This window comes from Pseudomonas sp. FYR_2, assembly GCF_043106425.1.
In the GTDB taxonomy this organism is placed as follows: domain Bacteria; phylum Pseudomonadota; class Gammaproteobacteria; order Pseudomonadales; family Pseudomonadaceae; genus Aquipseudomonas; species Aquipseudomonas monteilii.
Genome location: NZ_JBICMM010000002.1, coordinates 1 through 17489, shown reverse-complemented (window position 1 = coordinate 17489; position 17489 = coordinate 1). Strand labels below are relative to the sequence as shown.

The 17489-nt window shown below is 62.8% G+C and carries 15 protein-coding genes; 11 read left to right on the top strand and 4 right to left on the bottom strand.

Translation table 11 applies throughout. The features are described from left to right. Positions 1-5 precede the first annotated feature (5 nt). From ACF8R4_RS00155 to lpxC, 4 genes are all read left to right on the top strand, one after another. Positions 6-875, top strand: a complete 870-nt coding sequence (locus ACF8R4_RS00155; RefSeq protein WP_012274056.1) for a cell division protein FtsQ/DivIB — start codon at positions 6-8, stop codon at positions 873-875. A 14-nt stretch (positions 876-889) separates the two neighbouring features. Further along, positions 890-2152, top strand: a complete 1263-nt coding sequence (gene ftsA, locus ACF8R4_RS00150) for a cell division protein FtsA (RefSeq protein WP_016713566.1) — start codon at positions 890-892, stop codon at positions 2150-2152. Between the two features lie 55 nt (positions 2153-2207). Continuing rightward, positions 2208-3404, top strand: coding sequence for a cell division protein FtsZ (gene ftsZ, locus ACF8R4_RS00145; RefSeq protein ID WP_003251871.1), 1197 nt, complete (start codon positions 2208-2210; stop codon positions 3402-3404). Positions 3405-3516: 112 nt separating this feature from the next. Beyond that, positions 3517-4428, top strand: a complete 912-nt coding sequence (lpxC, locus tag ACF8R4_RS00140) for a UDP-3-O-acyl-N-acetylglucosamine deacetylase (RefSeq protein WP_016713567.1) — start codon at positions 3517-3519, stop codon at positions 4426-4428. Positions 4429-4481: 53 nt separating this feature from the next. Here the strand turns inward: lpxC and ACF8R4_RS00135 are convergent, their stop codons facing one another. Further along, a complete protein-coding gene (locus ACF8R4_RS00135) occupies positions 4482-4937 on the bottom strand; it encodes a DUF721 domain-containing protein (protein WP_104833378.1) in 456 nt (151 codons plus the stop codon). A gap of 302 nt (positions 4938-5239) precedes the next feature. Here ACF8R4_RS00135 and secA point away from each other — a divergent pair, with 302 nt between their 5' ends. The 4 genes from secA (at position 5240) to ACF8R4_RS00115 (ending at position 11009) form a co-directional block, all read left to right on the top strand. After that, entirely contained in the window at positions 5240-7975 is a 2736-nt protein-coding gene (gene secA / locus ACF8R4_RS00130; protein WP_016713569.1) for a preprotein translocase subunit SecA, read from the top strand. A gap of 87 nt (positions 7976-8062) precedes the next feature. After that, entirely contained in the window at positions 8063-9280 is a 1218-nt protein-coding gene (argJ, locus tag ACF8R4_RS00125) for a bifunctional glutamate N-acetyltransferase/amino-acid acetyltransferase ArgJ (RefSeq protein ID WP_060498020.1), read from the top strand. Between the two features lie 155 nt (positions 9281-9435). Further along, the gene (locus ACF8R4_RS00120) at positions 9436-10068 is read left to right on the top strand and encodes a glutathione S-transferase family protein (protein ID WP_060498019.1); all 633 of its coding nucleotides are present in this window, start codon (positions 9436-9438) and stop codon (positions 10066-10068) included. Next, complete coding sequence (locus ACF8R4_RS00115; RefSeq protein WP_060498018.1) at positions 10065-11009, top strand: Nudix family hydrolase; 945 nt, start codon at positions 10065-10067, stop codon at positions 11007-11009. Before ACF8R4_RS00120 ends, ACF8R4_RS00115 begins: the two co-directional genes overlap by 4 nt. 32 nt (positions 11010-11041) lie before the next feature. Here ACF8R4_RS00115 and ACF8R4_RS00110 read toward each other — a convergent pair whose 3' ends face one another. The 3 genes from ACF8R4_RS00110 to ACF8R4_RS00100 are packed head-to-tail and all read right to left on the bottom strand — an operon-like array spanning position 11042 to position 14589. Then, positions 11042-11608: a cob(I)yrinic acid a,c-diamide adenosyltransferase gene (locus ACF8R4_RS00110; protein ID WP_060498017.1), complete on the bottom strand. Its 567-nt coding sequence runs from the start codon at positions 11606-11608 to the stop codon at positions 11042-11044. A 1-nt stretch (position 11609) separates the two neighbouring features. Beyond that, on the bottom strand, positions 11610-13634 hold the full coding sequence (locus ACF8R4_RS00105) for an ATP-binding protein (protein WP_060498016.1): 2025 nt from the start codon (positions 13632-13634) through the stop codon (positions 11610-11612). 37 nt (positions 13635-13671) lie between these two features. Next, positions 13672-14589 carry a putative 2-dehydropantoate 2-reductase gene (locus ACF8R4_RS00100; protein ID WP_060498015.1) on the bottom strand — a complete coding sequence of 306 codons (918 nt, stop codon included), beginning with the start codon at positions 14587-14589 and terminating at the stop codon, positions 13672-13674. 100 nt (positions 14590-14689) lie between these two features. On the opposite strand from ACF8R4_RS00100, the gene ACF8R4_RS00095 reads away from it, so the two are divergent. The 3 genes from ACF8R4_RS00095 (at position 14690) to ACF8R4_RS00085 (ending at position 17485) form a co-directional block, all read left to right on the top strand. Next, the gene (locus tag ACF8R4_RS00095; protein WP_016713577.1) at positions 14690-15175 is read left to right on the top strand and encodes a YajQ family cyclic di-GMP-binding protein; all 486 of its coding nucleotides are present in this window, start codon (positions 14690-14692) and stop codon (positions 15173-15175) included. 114 nt (positions 15176-15289) lie between these two features. Next, positions 15290-16129, top strand: a complete 840-nt coding sequence (locus ACF8R4_RS00090) for a mechanosensitive ion channel family protein (RefSeq protein ID WP_392491421.1) — start codon at positions 15290-15292, stop codon at positions 16127-16129. Between the two features lie 111 nt (positions 16130-16240). Then, entirely contained in the window at positions 16241-17485 is a 1245-nt protein-coding gene (locus ACF8R4_RS00085) for an MFS transporter (RefSeq protein WP_392491419.1), read from the top strand. Positions 17486-17489 lie beyond the last annotated feature (4 nt).

Below are 17489 nucleotides of genomic sequence, written 5' to 3'. Positions count from 1 at the left end.
TAACCATGCAAGGCGCGATGATACGTCAGCAGCAACCCGTTACCGGCCGTAGTAAGCCGGTGCCGCGTGGTGCCAGCCGGCTGGTGGCCGACGAGCCCGTATCGGCGCGCCTGCCGCGTCCAAGCCTGGGCGGCCTCAAACGCCTGCTGTGGCCGGTGCTGCTGGTGGCGGCCGGCTTTGGTGCCTATGAGGGTGCCATTCGCCTGATGCCCTATGCCGACCGGCCGATCACCAAGATCGACGTGCAGGGTGACCTCAGCTACATCAGCCAGCAATCGGTGCAGCAGCGTATCGCGCCCTACGTGGCGGCGAGTTTCTTCAGCGTCGACCTGCCGGCGATGCGTGCGGAACTCGAACAGATGCCATGGATCGCCCACGCCGAAGTGCGCCGGGTGTGGCCCGACGAGGTGGTGATCCGCCTGGAAGAACAGCTGCCGGTGGCACGCTGGGGTGACGAAGCCTTGCTCAACAACCAGGGCCAGGCCTTTACCCCGCGTGAACTGGCCAACTACGAGCACCTGCCGCAGCTGGCCGGGCCGCAACGTGCTCAGCAACAAGTCATGCAGCAGTATCAGGTATTGAGCCAGATGCTGCGCCCCCTGGGCTTTTCCATCGCTCGCCTGGAGCTGCGCGAGCGAGGCAGCTGGTTCCTGACCACGGGCGCGAGCAGCGCCGGGCCAGGCATCGAGCTGCTGCTGGGGCGCGACCATCTGGTGGAGAAGATGCGCCGTTTCATTGCCATTTACGACAAGACACTCAAAGACCAGATCACCACTATCGCCCGCATTGATCTGCGTTATTCCAACGGACTTGCCGTTGGCTGGCGGGAACCGATTGCACCGACGACGGCCCAACCCGCCGTTGCGAAGAATTAGAGAGAGGCAGGACCATGGCAAACGCGCATAGCGGCAAAATGATCGTCGGGCTGGACATTGGCACCTCCAAGGTGGTGGCGCTGGTGGGCGAAGTGGGCGAAGACGGCACCCTGGAAATCGTCGGGATCGGCACCCATCCGTCCCGCGGCCTGAAGAAAGGCGTGGTGGTGAACATCGAGTCCACCGTGCAGTCGATCCAGCGTGCGGTGGAAGAAGCCCAGCTGATGGCCGGCTGCCGTATCCACTCGGCCTTCGTTGGCGTGGCCGGCAACCACATCCGCAGCCTGAACTCCCACGGCATCGTCGCCATCCGCGACCGCGAGGTCAGCCTAGCCGACCTGGAGCGCGTGCTCGACGCCGCCCAGGCCGTGGCTATTCCGGCCGACCAGCGTGTGCTGCACACTCTGCCGCAGGACTACGTGATCGACAACCAGGAAGGCGTGCGCGAGCCACTGGGCATGTCGGGCGTGCGTCTGGAAGCCAAGGTTCACGTGGTCACCTGCGCAGTGAATGCGGCGCAGAACATCGAGAAGTGTGTACGCCGCTGTGGCCTGGAAATCGACGACATCATCCTCGAGCAGCTGGCCTCGGCGTACTCGGTGCTGACCGACGATGAAAAAGAACTGGGCGTATGCCTGGTGGACATCGGTGGTGGCACCACCGACATCGCCATCTTCACCGAAGGCGCCATTCGTCACACCGCGGTCATCCCGATTGCCGGCGACCAGGTGACCAACGACATCGCCATGGCCCTGCGTACCCCGACCCAGTACGCCGAAGAAATCAAGATCCGCTACGCCTGCGCCCTGGCCAAACTGGCCGGTGCCGGCGAGACCATCAAGGTGCCGAGCGTGGGCGACCGCCCACCGCGCGAGCTGTCGCGCCAGGCCCTGGCCGAGGTGGTGGAGCCACGTTACGACGAGCTCTTCACCCTGATCCAGGCCGAGCTGCGCCGCAGCGGCTACGAGGACCTGGTGCCGGCCGGCATCGTCCTCACCGGCGGCACCGCGAAGATGGAAGGTGCCGTGGAACTGGCCGAGGAAATCTTCCACATGCCGGTACGCCTGGGCGTACCGCACAGCGTTCGGGGGCTGAGCGACGTGGTGCGCAACCCGATCTATTCCACCGGCGTGGGCCTGCTCACCTACGGTCTGCTGAAGCAGTCCGAGGACATGGTCCTGACCGGTAACAGCAACAGCAGCAACAACAGCTATGGCGATGAACCGAAGGCCCCAGTACTTGAGCGCTTCAAGAAGTGGGTCCAGGGCAACTTCTAAGTTTCAAAGCAGTAGTGGTAGGCGCAACAACTAGAGAACTGTAAGGAGAGGGAAAATGTTCGAGCTCGTAGACAACGTCCCGCAAAGCCCGGTCATCAAGGTGATCGGCGTTGGTGGTGGTGGCGGCAACGCCGTCAACCACATGGTCAAGAGCAGCATCGAAGGCGTGGAATTCATTTGCGCCAACACCGATGCTCAAGCGCTTAAAAACATCGGTGCGCGTACCATCCTGCAATTGGGCACTGGCGTGACCAAGGGCCTGGGTGCCGGTGCCAATCCGGAAGTCGGCCGTCAGGCCGCGCTGGAAGACCGTGAGCGCATCGCTGAAGTGCTGCAGGGCACCAACATGGTGTTCATCACCACTGGCATGGGCGGCGGTACCGGTACCGGTGCAGCGCCGATCATTGCCGAAGTGGCCAAGGAAATGGGCATCCTCACCGTAGCCGTGGTGACCCGTCCGTTCCCGTTCGAGGGCCGCAAACGTATGCAGATCGCCGATGAAGGCATCCGCATGCTGGCCGAAAGCGTCGACTCGTTGATCACCATCCCTAACGAGAAGCTGCTGACCATCCTGGGCAAGGATGCCAGCCTGCTGTCGGCGTTCGCCAAGGCTGACGATGTTCTGGCCGGTGCCGTGCGCGGTATCTCCGACATCATCAAGCGTCCGGGCATGATCAACGTCGACTTCGCCGACGTGCGTACCGTGATGGGCGAAATGGGCATGGCCATGATGGGTACTGGTTGCGCCAGCGGCCCGAACCGTGCGCGTGAAGCCACCGAGGCTGCCATCCGCAACCCGCTGCTGGAAGACGTCAACCTGCAGGGCGCCCGCGGCATCCTGGTGAACATCACCGCAGGCCCGGACCTGTCGCTGGGTGAATACTCCGATGTGGGTAGCATCATCGAGGCCTTCGCCTCTGACCACGCCATGGTCAAGGTCGGCACCGTGATCGACCCGGACATGCGCGACGAACTGCACGTGACCGTTGTGGCCACCGGCCTGGGCGCGCGCATCGAGAAGCCGGTCAAAGTGGTGGACAACACCCTGCAGACCGCTCAGCAGGCGTACGAAGCATCCAACCCCGCACCGGTTCGTCAGGAGCAGCCAGCGGTCAACTACCGTGACCTGGAGCGCCCGACCGTAATGCGTAACCAGGCACATGCAGGTGCTGCCGCAGCCGCTAAACTGAACCCTCAGGACGACCTGGACTACCTCGATATCCCGGCTTTCCTGCGTCGTCAGGCTGATTAATGGAATTTATCAGGGGTATAAAGGTGATTGGTATTCATCAAAGGTTGGGTCTGTTATCATCCCCAGCCTTTGTTGATACCTGTTCGCAATTTGCGCTGAAGCGGCCAATGCCATGATTAAACAACGCACCCTGAAGAATACCATCCGTGCCACAGGTGTCGGTCTGCACTCCGGGGAGAAGGTTTACCTGACCCTCAAGCCTGCACCTGTTGACACCGGCATCGTCTTCCGCCGCGCCGACCTCGACCCTGTGGTCGAAATCCCTGCGCGTGCGGCCAACGTCGGCGAGACAACCATGTCGACGACGCTGGTCAACGGTGACGTCAAGGTCGATACGGTCGAGCACCTGCTCTCCGCCATGGCGGGCCTGGGCATCGATAACGCCTACGTCGAGCTCTCCGCCTCGGAAGTGCCGATCATGGATGGCAGCGCCGGTCCTTTTGTATTCCTGATTCAGTCTGCCGGCCTGGAAGAACAGGACGCAGCCAAGAAGTTCATCCGCATCCTGCGTGAGGTCACCGTGGAAGAGGGCGACAAGCGCGCCACGTTCCTGCCTTTCGAAGGGTTCAAGGTGAGCTTCGAGATCGACTTCGATCACCCGGTCCTCAAGGGCCAGACCCAGAGTGCAGTCGTCGACTTTTCCAGCACCTCGTTCGTGAAGGAAGTCAGCCGCGCCCGCACCTTCGGTTTCATGCGTGACATCGAGTACCTACGCAAGCACAACCTTGCGCTGGGCGGCAGTGTAGAGAACGCCATCGTCGTCGACGAAACGGGTGTGCTTAACGAAGACGGCCTTCGTTCCGATGACGAATTCGTCAAGCACAAGATCCTCGACGCCATTGGCGACCTGTATCTGCTGGGCAACAGCCTGATCGGCGAGTTCAAGGGCTACAAGTCCGGCCACGCGCTGAACAACCAGCTGTTGCGCAAGCTGATTGCCGAAACCGATGCCTGGGAAGTGGTCACTTTCGAAGATGCCAGCACGGCACCGATCTCGTACATGCGCCCTGTTGCGGCCGTGTAAGTTCGAACACTCTCTCTAGTGTTGTAATCAAGGCCACCCTCGGGTGGCCTTTTTTATGCCTTGCTGTTGGCGTGGGCAGCCAACCGTTCCAGTGCGGCACGCAGCTTGGGGTCGGTGATGCCCTCGGCGGTGTCGCGCAGGCTCTCGGCGGCGCTGTTCGAGAGTTCGGCAGCATGCCCGCCGCGCTTGGCCGGCACCAGCGGCGGTTGGACCTTGTACAGGATGCGCCGGAGGTTGCCGAAGGCTTCCATGGCCTGCAATGCCGCCAGCAGGCGCTTTTGCTGGTAGCGCAGGCGCGTTGCCCAATGGCCGTCGGTAACCACCAACAGCAAGGTACCATCGCGCCAGGACGCGACATGGCAGTGTTCGCGGGCGGCCGGTTGCAGCTGGCTTTCCAGCAGGCGCTGCAGGTGCTCCAGGCGCTCGGCCTGGTTCAGCAGCAGGCGCAGCGGGCGCACCTGGCGGAGCAGGGCGGAAGGTGGCTGGGCGGGGGAGGGTTTGTAGGTCATGGGGTATGCATGAGGTTACGTGGTCAGCAGTTTAACACCTCTATAGCCTGCACCGGCCTCTTCGCGGGCAGCAGAAGATAAGACTAATTCTCGATACCTTTCATGTTGCCAAGCCTTGAACTCAGGGAAAATGCCCCTATCTAAGACAAGCCCCCGCCAAAACGCTGTAATAGCATCGTGGAAATCCACCACTTTCCTCACCATCGTTTCCGGGTAGAATGCTCGTTCGCATGCGGCCTCAGGGCTGCACGGGCGACTCATGGGGCCGCCCTCCATCCCTACGTGTGGAAGATCCTGCCGATATGTTTGCGCCTTTGTTAAAGAAACTTTTTGGAAGCAAGAACGAGCGTGAAGTGAAACGCATGCTCAAGACGGTGAGTATCGTCAATGCCTTCGAAGAGAAGATGGTGGCCCTCTCCGACGAACAGCTGCGGGGCAAAACCGCAGAGTTCAAGGAGCGTTTGGCCAAAGGCGAGACACTGGACCAATTGCTGCCTGAAGCCTTCGCCGTGGCCCGTGAGGCCGGCAAACGCGTGATGGGCATGCGCCACTTCGACGTGCAGCTGATCGGCGGCATGACCCTGCACGAGGGTATGATCGCAGAAATGCGCACCGGTGAAGGCAAGACCTTGGTCGGTACCCTGGCCGTGTACCTCAATGCACTGTCCGGCAAGGGTGTGCACGTGGTCACCGTCAACGACTACCTGGCCCGCCGTGACGCCAACTGGATGCGCCCGCTGTACGAATTCCTCGGCCTGTCGGTCGGAATCGTCTCGGCGTTCCAGCCGCCGGAAGAAAAGCGCGCGGCCTATGCGTCCGACATCACCTACGGCACCAACAACGAATTCGGTTTCGACTACCTGCGCGACAACATGGCGTTCAGCCAGGACGAGAAGTTCCAGCGTGAACTGAACTTCGCCGTGATCGACGAAGTCGACTCCATCCTCATCGACGAAGCGCGCACCCCGCTGATCATTTCCGGCCAGGCCGAAGACAGCTCCAAGCTGTACATCGAGATCAACCGCCTGATCCCGCGCCTGACCCAGCACATTGAGGAAGTGGAAGGCCAGGTTACCCAGGAAGGCCACTTCACCATCGACGAGAAGAGCCGTCAGGTCGAGCTGAACGAAGCCGGTCACCAGTACATCGAGGAAATGCTCACCCAGGCCGGCCTGCTGGCCGAGGGCGAGAGCCTGTACTCGGCGCACAACCTGGGCCTGCTGACCCACGTCTACGCTGGCCTGCGCGCGCACAAGCTGTTCCACCGCAACGTCGAGTACATCGTCCAGGACGGCCAGGTACTGCTGATCGACGAACACACCGGTCGTACCATGCCGGGTCGTCGCCTGTCCGAGGGCCTGCACCAGGCCATCGAAGCCAAAGAGAACCTGAACATCCAGGCCGAGAGCCAGACCCTGGCTTCGACCACGTTCCAGAACTACTTCCGCCTGTACACCAAGCTGTCCGGCATGACCGGTACCGCTGACACCGAAGCGTTCGAGTTCCAATCGATCTACGCGCTGAACGTGATGGTGATCCCGCCGAACAAGCCACTGGCGCGTAAAGACTTCAACGACCTGGTGTACCTGACCGCCGACGAGAAATACGCTGCGATCATCGCTGACATCAAGGAAAGCATGAAGCAGGGCCGGCCGATCCTGGTGGGTACCGCGACCATCGAAACGTCCGAGCACATGTCGAACCTGCTCAAGAAGGAAGGCATCGACCACAAGGTACTGAACGCCAAGTACCACGAGAAGGAAGCCGAGATCATCGCGCAAGCCGGTGCCCCGGGCGCGCTGACCATCGCCACAAACATGGCCGGCCGTGGTACCGACATCCTGTTGGGTGGTAACTGGGAAGCCGAAGTGGCCGCCCTGGAAAACCCGACCGCCGAGCAGATCGCGCAAATCAAGGCCGACTGGCAGAAGCGTCACCAGCAGGTGATCGAAGCCGGTGGCTTGCATGTGATCGCCTCCGAACGCCACGAATCGCGCCGTATCGACAACCAGCTGCGGGGCCGTTCCGGCCGTCAGGGCGACCCGGGTTCCAGTCGCTTCTACCTGTCGCTGGAAGACAGCCTGATGCGCATCTTCGCCTCTGACCGGGTGAAGAATTTCATGAAGGCACTGGGCATGCAGTCGGGCGAGGCCATCGAGCACCGCATGGTCACCAACGCCATCGAGAAGGCCCAGCGCAAGGTCGAAGGCCGCAACTTCGACATCCGTAAGCAATTGCTCGAATACGACGACGTGGCCAACGAGCAGCGCAAGGTGATCTACCACATGCGCAACAGCCTGCTGGCCGCCGAAAACATCGGCGACACCATCGTCGAATTCCGCAAGGAAGTGCTGGACGCTACCATCAGCCAGCACATCCCGCCGCAGTCGCTGCCCGAGCAGTGGGACGTGGCCGGCCTGGAAGCGTCGCTGGCCAGCGATTTCGCCATGAAGTTGCCGATCCAGCAGTGGCTCGACGAGGACGATCACCTCTACGAAGAGACCCTGCGCGAGAAGCTGCTGAACGAAATCACCACGGCCTACACCGAGAAGGAAGACCAGGCCGGTATCGACGCCCTGCGTACCTTCGAGAAGCAGATCCTGCTGCGCGTGCTGGACGACCTGTGGAAAGACCACCTGTCGACCATGGACCACCTGCGTCACGGTATTCACCTGCGCGGCTATGCGCAGAAGAACCCGAAGCAGGAATACAAGCGCGAGTCGTTCACCCTGTTCCAGGAGCTGCTCGAGTCGATCAAGCGCGACACCATCCGCGTGCTGTCGCACGTTCAGGTTCGCCGCGAAGACCCGGCCGAGGAAGAAGCCCGTCTGCGCCGCGAGGCCGAGGAACTGGCCAGCCGCATGCAGTTTCAGCATGCCGCTGCACCGGGCCTGGAAAGCGAGCAACTGAGCGAAGAAGGTGCCGAAGTGGCAGTAGCCTCGGCGCCGGTGCGCAATGACCAGAAGCTGGGCCGTAACGAGCCGTGCTGGTGTGGTTCGGGCAAGAAGTTCAAGCATTGCCATGGCCAGATCGAGTGATCTGACCTGATTGCTGTATCGTGACAACCCTGGGGGCCGCATTGCGGCCCCCTTTTTCCATATTCACCGTTTTCTAGGAGCGCTCTAATGGCTGTTGGTCTTGGTCCTTTGCCCACCCTGCACCCGGTTCCGGGTTTTGAACTCGGCATCGCTTCTGCAGGCATCAAGCGCCCTGGGCGCAAGGACGTGGTGGTGATGCGCTGTGCCGAAGGCTCCAGCGTGGCCGGTGTGTTCACCCTCAACGCGTTCTGCGCAGCGCCGGTGATCCTGTCCAAGCAGCGTGTACAGGGCACCGTGCGTTACCTGCTGACCAATACCGGTAATGCCAACGCCGGTACCGGCGCGCCAGGCCTGGCGGCTGCCGAGCGTACCTGCGCCAAGCTGGCCGCGCTGGCTGGCGTGCCGGCCGAGTCGGTACTGCCGTTCTCCACCGGCGTGATCGGTGAGCCGCTGCCGGTCGAGAAGATCGAAGGTGCACTGCAGGCCGCCCTCGACAACCTGTCGGAAAACCACTGGGCTGAAGCCGCCACCGGCATCATGACCACCGACACCCTGCCCAAGGGTGCCAGCCGCCAGTTCCAGCACGATGGCGTGACCGTGACTGTCACCGGTATCAGCAAGGGTGCAGGCATGATCCGCCCGAACATGGCCACCATGCTCGGTTACATCGCCACCGACGCCAAGGTTGCTCCGGCGGTGCTCAAGGACCTGATGCTGGACGGCGCCAACAAGTCGTTCAACCGCATCACCATCGACGGCGACACCTCGACCAACGACTGCTGCATGCTGATCGCCACCGGCAAGGCCAACCTGCCAGAAGTCACCGAAGCCAGCGGCGCGCTGTTCGAAGCGCTGAAAAAGGCGGTGTTCGAAGTGTGCATGGAGGTGGCCCAGGCCATCGTTCGTGACGGCGAAGGTGCTACCAAGTTCGTGACCGTGCAGGTCAACGGCGGTGGCAACCACCAGGAATGCCTGGACGTCGGCTACGCCGTGGCCCACTCGCCGCTGATCAAGACTGCACTGTTCGCCTCCGACCCGAACTGGGGCCGTATCCTCGCGGCTGTTGGCCGTGCAGGCGTGCCGGAGCTGGATGTGAGCCTGATCGACGTGTACCTGGACAGCGTGTGCATTGCCAGCCAGGGCGGCCGCAGCCCAAGCTACACCGAAGCGCAAGGTTCGGCAGTGATGGCCCAGGAAGAGATCACCATTCGTATCGAGCTGGGCCGTGGTGCGTGCAGCGAAACCATCTGGACCACCGACCTGTCCCACGAATACGTGAAGATCAACGCCGAGTACCGTACTTGATGTACTGATCCTAAGGCCCCTTCGCGGGCAAGCCCGCTCCCACAGGTTTTGCACTGCCTGTAGGGGCGGTGCGATCCCTGTAGGAGCGGGCTTGCCCGCGAAAGGCTGCATAGCAGCCTGCGGGTTTTGCAATACAAACCTGATGGAGCCGAACCATGAGCTATCACCTGATCATCGGCGACAAGCTGTATTCCTCCTGGTCGCTGCGTGGCGCCCTGGCCCTCGAGCTGGCTGGCGTGCCCTACGAAGAAACCCTGATCAAACTCAACCAGCCTGACACCCGTCAGCGCATCCTCGCATTCTCCGCCACTGGCAAGGTACCGCTGCTCAAGACCGAGCACGGTGTGATCGCCGACTCCCTGGCGATTGGCGAATACCTCAACGAACAGCACCCTGACGCGCAACTGTGGCCTGCCGATGTCGCTGCCCGTGCCCAGGCCCGCTCTGCCTGCGCGCAGATGCACAGCGGCTTCTTTGCCCTGCGCGGCGCCATGCCGTTCGACTTGTCGCGTGACAGGGCCCTGGACGAAGTGCCACTGGACGTGCAAGTCGACATCGACCGTATCGTCGCGCTTTGGTCCGAATGCCGCGTGGTGGCCAAGGACAACGGCCCGTTCCTGTTCGGCAAGCCGAGCCTGGTCGATGCTTTCTTCGCCCCGGTGGCCGTACGCCTACGCACCTACCGCGTGGCGGTGCCAGCAGAGGCGGCCGCCTACATCGAGACCATTTATCAGTGGCCAGCCTTCAAGGCTTGGCAGCAGGCAGGCCTGGCGGAGCGTGAAGGGTGAAACGGATTCATGTAGTAGCTGCCGTGATTCGCGGCAATGACGGCCGTATTCTGATCGCACGCCGGGCGGATACCCAGCACCAGGGCGGCCTGTGGGAGTTTCCCGGCGGCAAGGTAGAACCGGGCGAAAGCGTGGAAGCGGCGCTGGCCCGTGAGCTGCGCGAGGAACTGGGCATCGAGGTGACCCGTTCGCGTGCGCTGATCAAGGTCAGCCATGATTACCCGGACAAGCAGGTGCTGCTGGACGTGCGCGAGGTCGACGCGTTCACCGGCGAACCCCATGGCGCCGAAGGGCAGCCGCTGGAATGGGTGGCCCCGCGCGACTTGCCGCAGTACGAATTCCCGGAGGCCAACAAGCCGATCGTTGCCGCTGCGCGCCTGCCGGACCAATACCTGATTACCCCGGATGGCCTGGAAGTGCCGCAGATGCTCAAGGGCATCCAGAAGGCGGTGGCCAGCGGTATTCGGCTGATCCAGCTGCGTGCCCCGGACATGTACGACCCCAAGTACCGCGATGTGGCGGTGGATGCGGTAGGGCTGTGTGCGGGTAAGGCACAGCTGATGCTCAAGGGGCCGCTGGAGTGGCTGGGTGACTTCCCCTCGGCGGGTTGGCACCTGACGGCGGCGCAGTTGCGCAAGTACGCGGCCAAGGGCCGGCCATTCCCCAAGGAACGTTGGCTGGCAGCGTCGTGCCACAGCGCTGAGGAGCTGGCGCTGGCGGAGCAGATGGGCGTGGACTTCGTCACCCTGTCGCCCGTGCAGGCGACCCAGACTCATCCCGAGGCGGTGCCGTTGGGCTGGGATGAGGCGCAGCGGTTGATCGCCGGGTTCAACAAGCCTGTCTACCTGCTGGGTGGGGTAGGGCCCGGTGAACGCGAGCAGGCTTGGGAAGCCGGTGCACAAGGTGTGGCCGGGATCCGGGCGTTCTGGCCTGAAATCTGAGCAATTGGGGCTGCAAAGCAGCCCCGGCAATATCAGCTCTGAGGCTTCTCGGCAGGTTGCCACAGCACTTCAGCAATGCCCTGCCGCCGCCCAATGATCCGGGCCGCCACAAACAGAAGATCCGAAAGCCGGTTGATATACGCCAAGCCGACGCCCTCCAGTGGCTCCACCGCATTCAGCTGCTGACACCGTCGCTCCGTACTGCGTGCCAGACACCTGCATACGTGCGCCTGAGCGACCAATGCCGAACCACTGGGCAGTATGAAGTTCTTCAACGGCCCCAGCTCCTCATTCCACACATCGATAGCCGCCTCCAGCCGCTCGACCTCCGCCAGGTTCAACGCCTGGTAACTCGGCATTGCCAACTCGCCCCCAAGGTCGAACAAGCGGTGCTGACACGGCGCCAGCACGGCGCTCACCTCATCCAGCCCTTGCTCGACCAACCCCGCCAGCAGTACGCCCAACTGGCTGTTCAGGCTGTCCACCTCGCCAATCGCCTCGATCCGCGGGTGGTCCTTGGGTACCCGGCGACCGTCGCCCAGGCCGGTTTCGCCCTTGTCGCCGGTGCGGGTGTAGATCTTCGACAGGCGGTAGCCCATGTCACTTCTCCGTATTGGCCGGCGCCGCCGGCTGGCCGAGGGGCAGGCGCAGGGTAAAGCAGGTGCCCTGGCCGGGCGTGGACTGCACTTCCATCTGCCCCTTATGGTTATTGGTGATGATGAAGTACGAGACCGACAGGCCCAACCCGGTGCCCTGGCCAATTTCCTTGGTGGTGAAAAACGGCTCGAAGGTGCGCTTGCGCACCGCCTCGGGCATGCCGACGCCGTTGTCCTCGACTTGAATTTCCGCCCAAGGCGGATTCAGCCGCGTGCGCAGGGTTATACGCCCGGGTTCACTCGGCTGAGGGCGCAGGTGGATGGCCTGGGCCGCGTTTTTCAGCAGGTTGAGCAGTACCTGCTCCAGTTCGTTGGCCGTGCACGGCACCGGACCCAGTGTGGGGTCAAACTGGCGCACGATGGCCTGGCCCTTGAAGTCGAAACCGATGGTGAGGTCGAAGTCGTTGCTGGCAATTTCCACCGCCTGGTCGATCAGGGCCGGCAGGTCGCACGGCACCAGCTGGCGGTTGCTGCGGCGGCTGAAACTGAGCATGTGCGTGACGATCTTGGCGGCTCGCGCGCCAGCCTGCTGGATACCGTCCAGCAATTGCGGCACTTCGCGGCTGGCCAGGTAACGGTTGACCGTTGGCAGGTCGATACCCAGCTCTTCGGCCTGTTCCTGGTTGCGCGGCAGCTCCGGTGACAGGCGCCGGCGGATGTTCTGCACGTTGTGCAGAATGGCACCCAGCGGGTTGTTGATCTCGTGGGCCATGCCGGCAGCCAGGCCACCGACTGAAAGCATTTTCTCCGACTGCACCATCATCTCTTCCAGCGAAAGCCGCTGGGTGATGTCGTCGATGCGAATCACCACGCCGCGCCCGCCGCCGCCGGTCAGCGGGTAGAAGGTCAGGGCGTAGTGGCGAAGGTCGTCGCCCTTGGGCCAGGTGACCCGCTCGATCTTTGCCACCCGGTGCTTCTCGACCGTTTCCTTCAGTTGCGGAAGGAATGGCTTGAGCGGTTCGAAGGCGATGAATACCGGTTGGTTCAGCGCTTCGTCCAGTGGTGTGCCGGAGAGTACCGTGGCTTCGTGGTTCCACTGCGTCACGTAGAGCTGTTCGTCGAGGGCGATCAGCGCCGAGGGCATCGAGTCGATGATGCTGTTGAGGTAGTTCTGGAAGCCCGTGAGCTTTTTCTCGATCTTGCTGCGTACCTGTACTTCCAGCTCCAGCTTGCGGTTGGTGTGGCGGGTTTCCTCGGCCAGGCCCTGGGCCTGGTCATAGGCATCCTGGAACTCGTCGCGGGCGCGCTTGAGCTGCTGCTCGCGGGCTTCGATGCGTGACAGCATGGTGTTGAAGGCATCGGCCAGGCTGCCGATTTCATCGTCGTTGCCGCGCCGGGCGCGCAGGGCGTAGCTTTCTTCGCGGGTGACCTGGCGGCTGAGCTCTTCAAGCTGGTTGATCGGCTGGGTAATCAGGCGCTTGATCTGCCGGGCGATGACGATCCACAGCAGGATACTGAACACCAGGATGCCCAGGCTGGCGCTGAGGGTGCCGGTGTAGAAGGCGGTGGGCAGCTCGCTGCTGGCCACCAGCAGCAGGTGCGCCGGCGGGTTGGCGTCGCGCGGGATGCGGATCAGCTGGGTGCTGCGAAACTCCATCAGGCGCCAGCCGTCGATGTTGCGAAAACGCTTGGGCAGGGTTAGCGGATCGCCATGCTGCAATTGCGCCAGCATGCGGCCATCGCCACCGTAGACGGCGGCCGCACGTAATGGCGTATAGCTGTCCAGCTCCTTGAGCAGGGCGTTGGCGGTTTCTGCGGTGTCACCCGCGCGGGAGGCAAGCTGCGGGTTGGCCACCAGCCGCCCGATAGTCTGCAGCGCCTGCGGGGCCATGCTCTCCTGGGTGATCCAGTAGGCGGCACTGATGAAGGTGAGGTTGGCCACCAGCAGGATGGTCACCAGCAATACCAGCAGGGCCGCCAGCAGCTTCTGCCCGACCGGGAGGTTTTCCAGGCGTTGGCGCAAGGTCATGGGCTAGGCAATGTCCGTATCCGGTTGAAGGGCCGCATCAGTCGCAGGGCAAGCCACGTGTGCGCAAGTTATCGACCAGGCGCTGCCGCAAGTGTTCAAGCTGCGGCAATTGCAGGCCATGGCGCCCGGCTGCGCGGCAGGCATGGCCGAGCAGGTAATGCACCTCGGTGCGTCGGCCGGCGCGCACGTCCTGGTACATGGAAGAGTAGTTGGCTGCGGTGGCGAGGATCACCCGTTGCACTTCCTCGTCCAGCTCGACTGCTGCTTGCGGTTGGCCGCAGCGGCGCAGTAATTCGGCCAGTTCGGTACACAGCGCGTCAACTTCGCTCAGGTGCCCCAGCAGCCCGCCGTTCTGGCAGTCGTGCAGCACGGTCAGCGGGTTGATGGCGCAGTTGAGCGCCAGTTTGCGCCACAGGCGGGTAAGGATGTCCACGGTCCATTCAGCGGGGATGCCGGCGTCATGCAGGTCATCGAACCAGGCGGGGAGGGTCGGGTGGCGCGGGTCACCCAGCCAGTTGAAACCATGGCCGGCAAAGCGTACCTGCCAGTCGCCTTCGCGGAACGCCCCTTCGGTGCTGGACGCGAAGATGCAGCGTGCATGGGGCACCAGGTCGGCCACGTCGTCCTGGCTGCCCAGGCCGTTCTGCAGCAACACCACGTCGGCACCCTCGGCCAGCCTGTGTGCCACACCGGCAATGGCCGGGGCGGCATCGTAGGCCTTGCAGGCCACCAGCAGGCGGTGGATGGGGCCTTGCGCCTGCGCGGTTTCGGCGGGAATGGCGTAGTGGTGGTGCTGGTCCTGTTCAACCAAGGTCAGGCCGCCGGTTTGCTGGTAGGCCTGCAGCCGTTGACCGTCCCGCAGGATCAGGCGCACAGCTTTGCCTGCGCGCGCCAGGCGGCAGGCCCACAGGCTGCCCAGGCTGCCGGCGCCGAGAATATGCCAGGTGCTGCTCATATGCGTTTCGCAACCCGTTATAATGAGCCCGCATTTTAACCGTCAAACCCAGCGCGCTCCATCGTCAGCCTGAGCGCGCTTTTATTTTGGGAGAACAACCATGCCTTCGTTCGACGTGGTATCGGAACTGGACAAGCACGAAGTGCAGAACGCGGTCGACAACGCCATCAAGGACCTGGACCGCCGCTACGACCTCAAGGGCAAGGGCACCTTCGAGTTCAAGGACAAAGAGCAGACCGTGATGCTCACCGCCGAGGAAGAATTCCAGCTCGAAGCCATGCTGGAAATCCTGCGCCTGGCGCTGGTCAAGCGCAAGATCGACGTGAAATGCCTGGAAACCAAAGACCCGTACGCCTCCGGCAAGGAAAAGAAACAGGAAGCCAAGTTCCGCGAAGGCATCGACAAGGACCTGGCCAAGAAGATCGTTGCCACCATCAAGGATGGCAAGCTGAAGGTGCAGGCCGCCATCCAGGGCGAGCAAGTGCGCGTGACCGGCAAGAAGCGTGACGACCTGCAGGAAGCCATCGCCCTGCTGCGCACCAAGGAATTCGACATGCCGCTGCAGTTCAACAACTTCCGCGACTGATGCAGGTAATGCCCGGAACCCCGATGGCCAAATGATGTCCATCGGTTCCATGGCCGCGTTGCGGGTTGCGGCCGGTTTTACCGTGTACATGCCTTCAGGCATCAGGAGATGAATATGGATTTGAACGCTGAAGTCGAACAGCTCGTCCGCCAGTCCCAGACGTGGATCCCGTTGATCATGCAATACGGCAGCCGCCTGCTGTTGGCGCTGCTGACACTGGCCATTGGCTGGTGGCTGATCAACCGGGTCAGCACGCGCTTGGGCAAGCTGGCCGGGTTGCGCGCCGATGCGGCCCTGCAAGGGTTTATCAGCACTTTGTCGAACATTGTGCTGAAGGTGCTGCTGTTCGTCAGCGTGGCGTCGATGATCGGCATCGAGACCACCTCGTTTGTCGCCGCTATCGGTGCCGCAGGCCTGGCGATCGGCCTGGCGCTGCAGGGTAGCCTGGCAAACTTCGCGGGTGGGGTGTTGATCCTGATGTTCCGCCCGTTCCGCATCGGTGACTGGATCGAGGCGCAGGGTGTGGCCGGTACGGTCGACAGCATCCAGATCTTCCACACCGTGCTGCGCACCGGTGACAACAAGACAGTGATCATGCCCAACGGCAGCCTGTCCAACGGCATCATCACCAACACCAACCGCCAGCCGACGCGCAAGGTGGTGTTCGATGTGGGCGTGGACTACGAGGCCGACCTGCAAAAGGCCCGCAATGTGTTGCTGGAGCTGGCGCAGGACCCCCGCGTGTTGTCCGACCCGGCACCGCAGGCGGTGATTTCCACCCTGGGCGACAGCTCGATCACCGTGTCGTTGCGCCTGTGGGTCAAGACCGCCGATTACTGGGATGTAATGTTCATGCTCAACGAGCATGCGCGTGACCGGCTGAAGGCTGAAGGGATCGATATTCCGTTCCCGCAGCGGGTGATTCGCGTGGTGCAGGAGACTGCAACGCAGTGACACCTCATTGAAACCGGGGCGCAAGGCCCCGGTTTTTACACTTGTTCACAGCAATATCGCGCCATTTCTGGCATATAGCCTTACCCCTCCTGCCACACCCGATACGCCATCATGAAACCACTGCTCTACATCACCCCCCTGCGCGCCTTGTTGTTCGGCCTCACTCTGGCCCTGTTCGAGCTGCTGACCTACCTGGCCAGCGACGCAGTCATGCCGGCCATGCCGGTGGTGGTGGGCGACCTGAACGCCAGCCCCGAATACATCCCCCATGCCCTCAATCTGTACCTGCTGGGGGGCGTGGTGCTGCAATGGCTGATCGGCCCGCTGGCCGACCGTTATGGCCGGCGCCCGCTGTTGCTGGCTGGCTGCGCGTGCTTCGGCCTGGCCTGCCTGGCCACGTTCTGGGTCCCCGACATCGGCCTGTTCAACCTGTTGCGCCTGTTGCAGGGCATCGGCCTGGGCTTCGTGGTCACGGTCAGCTACCCGGCCTTGAACGAAGCGTTCAGCGAGGCTGATGCGGTGCGCATGATGGCCCTGCTGGCCAACATCGCCTTGCTGTCGCCGTTGCTCGGGCCGCTGGTGGGTACCTTGCTGCTGCAGTGGCTGGATTGGCGCTGGCTGTTCGTGGCCTTTGCCATCGGTGCGGTGCTGGCCTGGGTGCTGTTGTACCGGTTGATGCCGGAAACGCTGGGTGTGGAGCGCCGTGACGGTTCTCGCCTGGCATTTACGCCGATTCACCTGCTGCCGTTGCTGGCCGGTTATGGCCAGTTGTTGGCCAACCGCCGTTTCGTTGCCGGCAGTGCTGCCCTGGGGCTGGTCGGTTTGCCGCTGATTGGCTGGATCGGCCTGTCGCCGGTGCTGCTGATTCACGATGAGGGGCTGAGCACAATGGAATACGCCTTGTGGCAGCTGCCGGTATTTGGCGGGCTGATCCTGGGCAACCTGATCATCAACCGCATCGCCGACCGCTACCCGCTGCCGGCCCTGGTGCGAGGCGCGCTGTGGCCTTATCTGGCCGGCCTGAGCCTGATGGTGCTCGCGACCTGGTACTGGCCAAGCGTGACCAGCGTGGTGGCGGGCATGTCGCTGTACGCGCTGGGGTTGGGTGTAGCCAACGCCGTGCTGTACCGCATGACGTTGTTCTCCAGCGAGCAGAGCAAGGGCCTGGTGTCGGCCATGCTGGGGATGATCACCATTGCCTTGCTGGGCTTGGGCGGGGCAGTGCTGGCCATGATCGGCGCCGGGGCCAGCTTGCTGCACTTTGCCTTGGCGGCGGGTGTGGCGGGGGCGTTGGCGCTGTGGCCGCTGTGGTTTGTCGTAGGCGGGCGGCCTGGGGAAGGGGCTGTCGCTCAGTAATCTT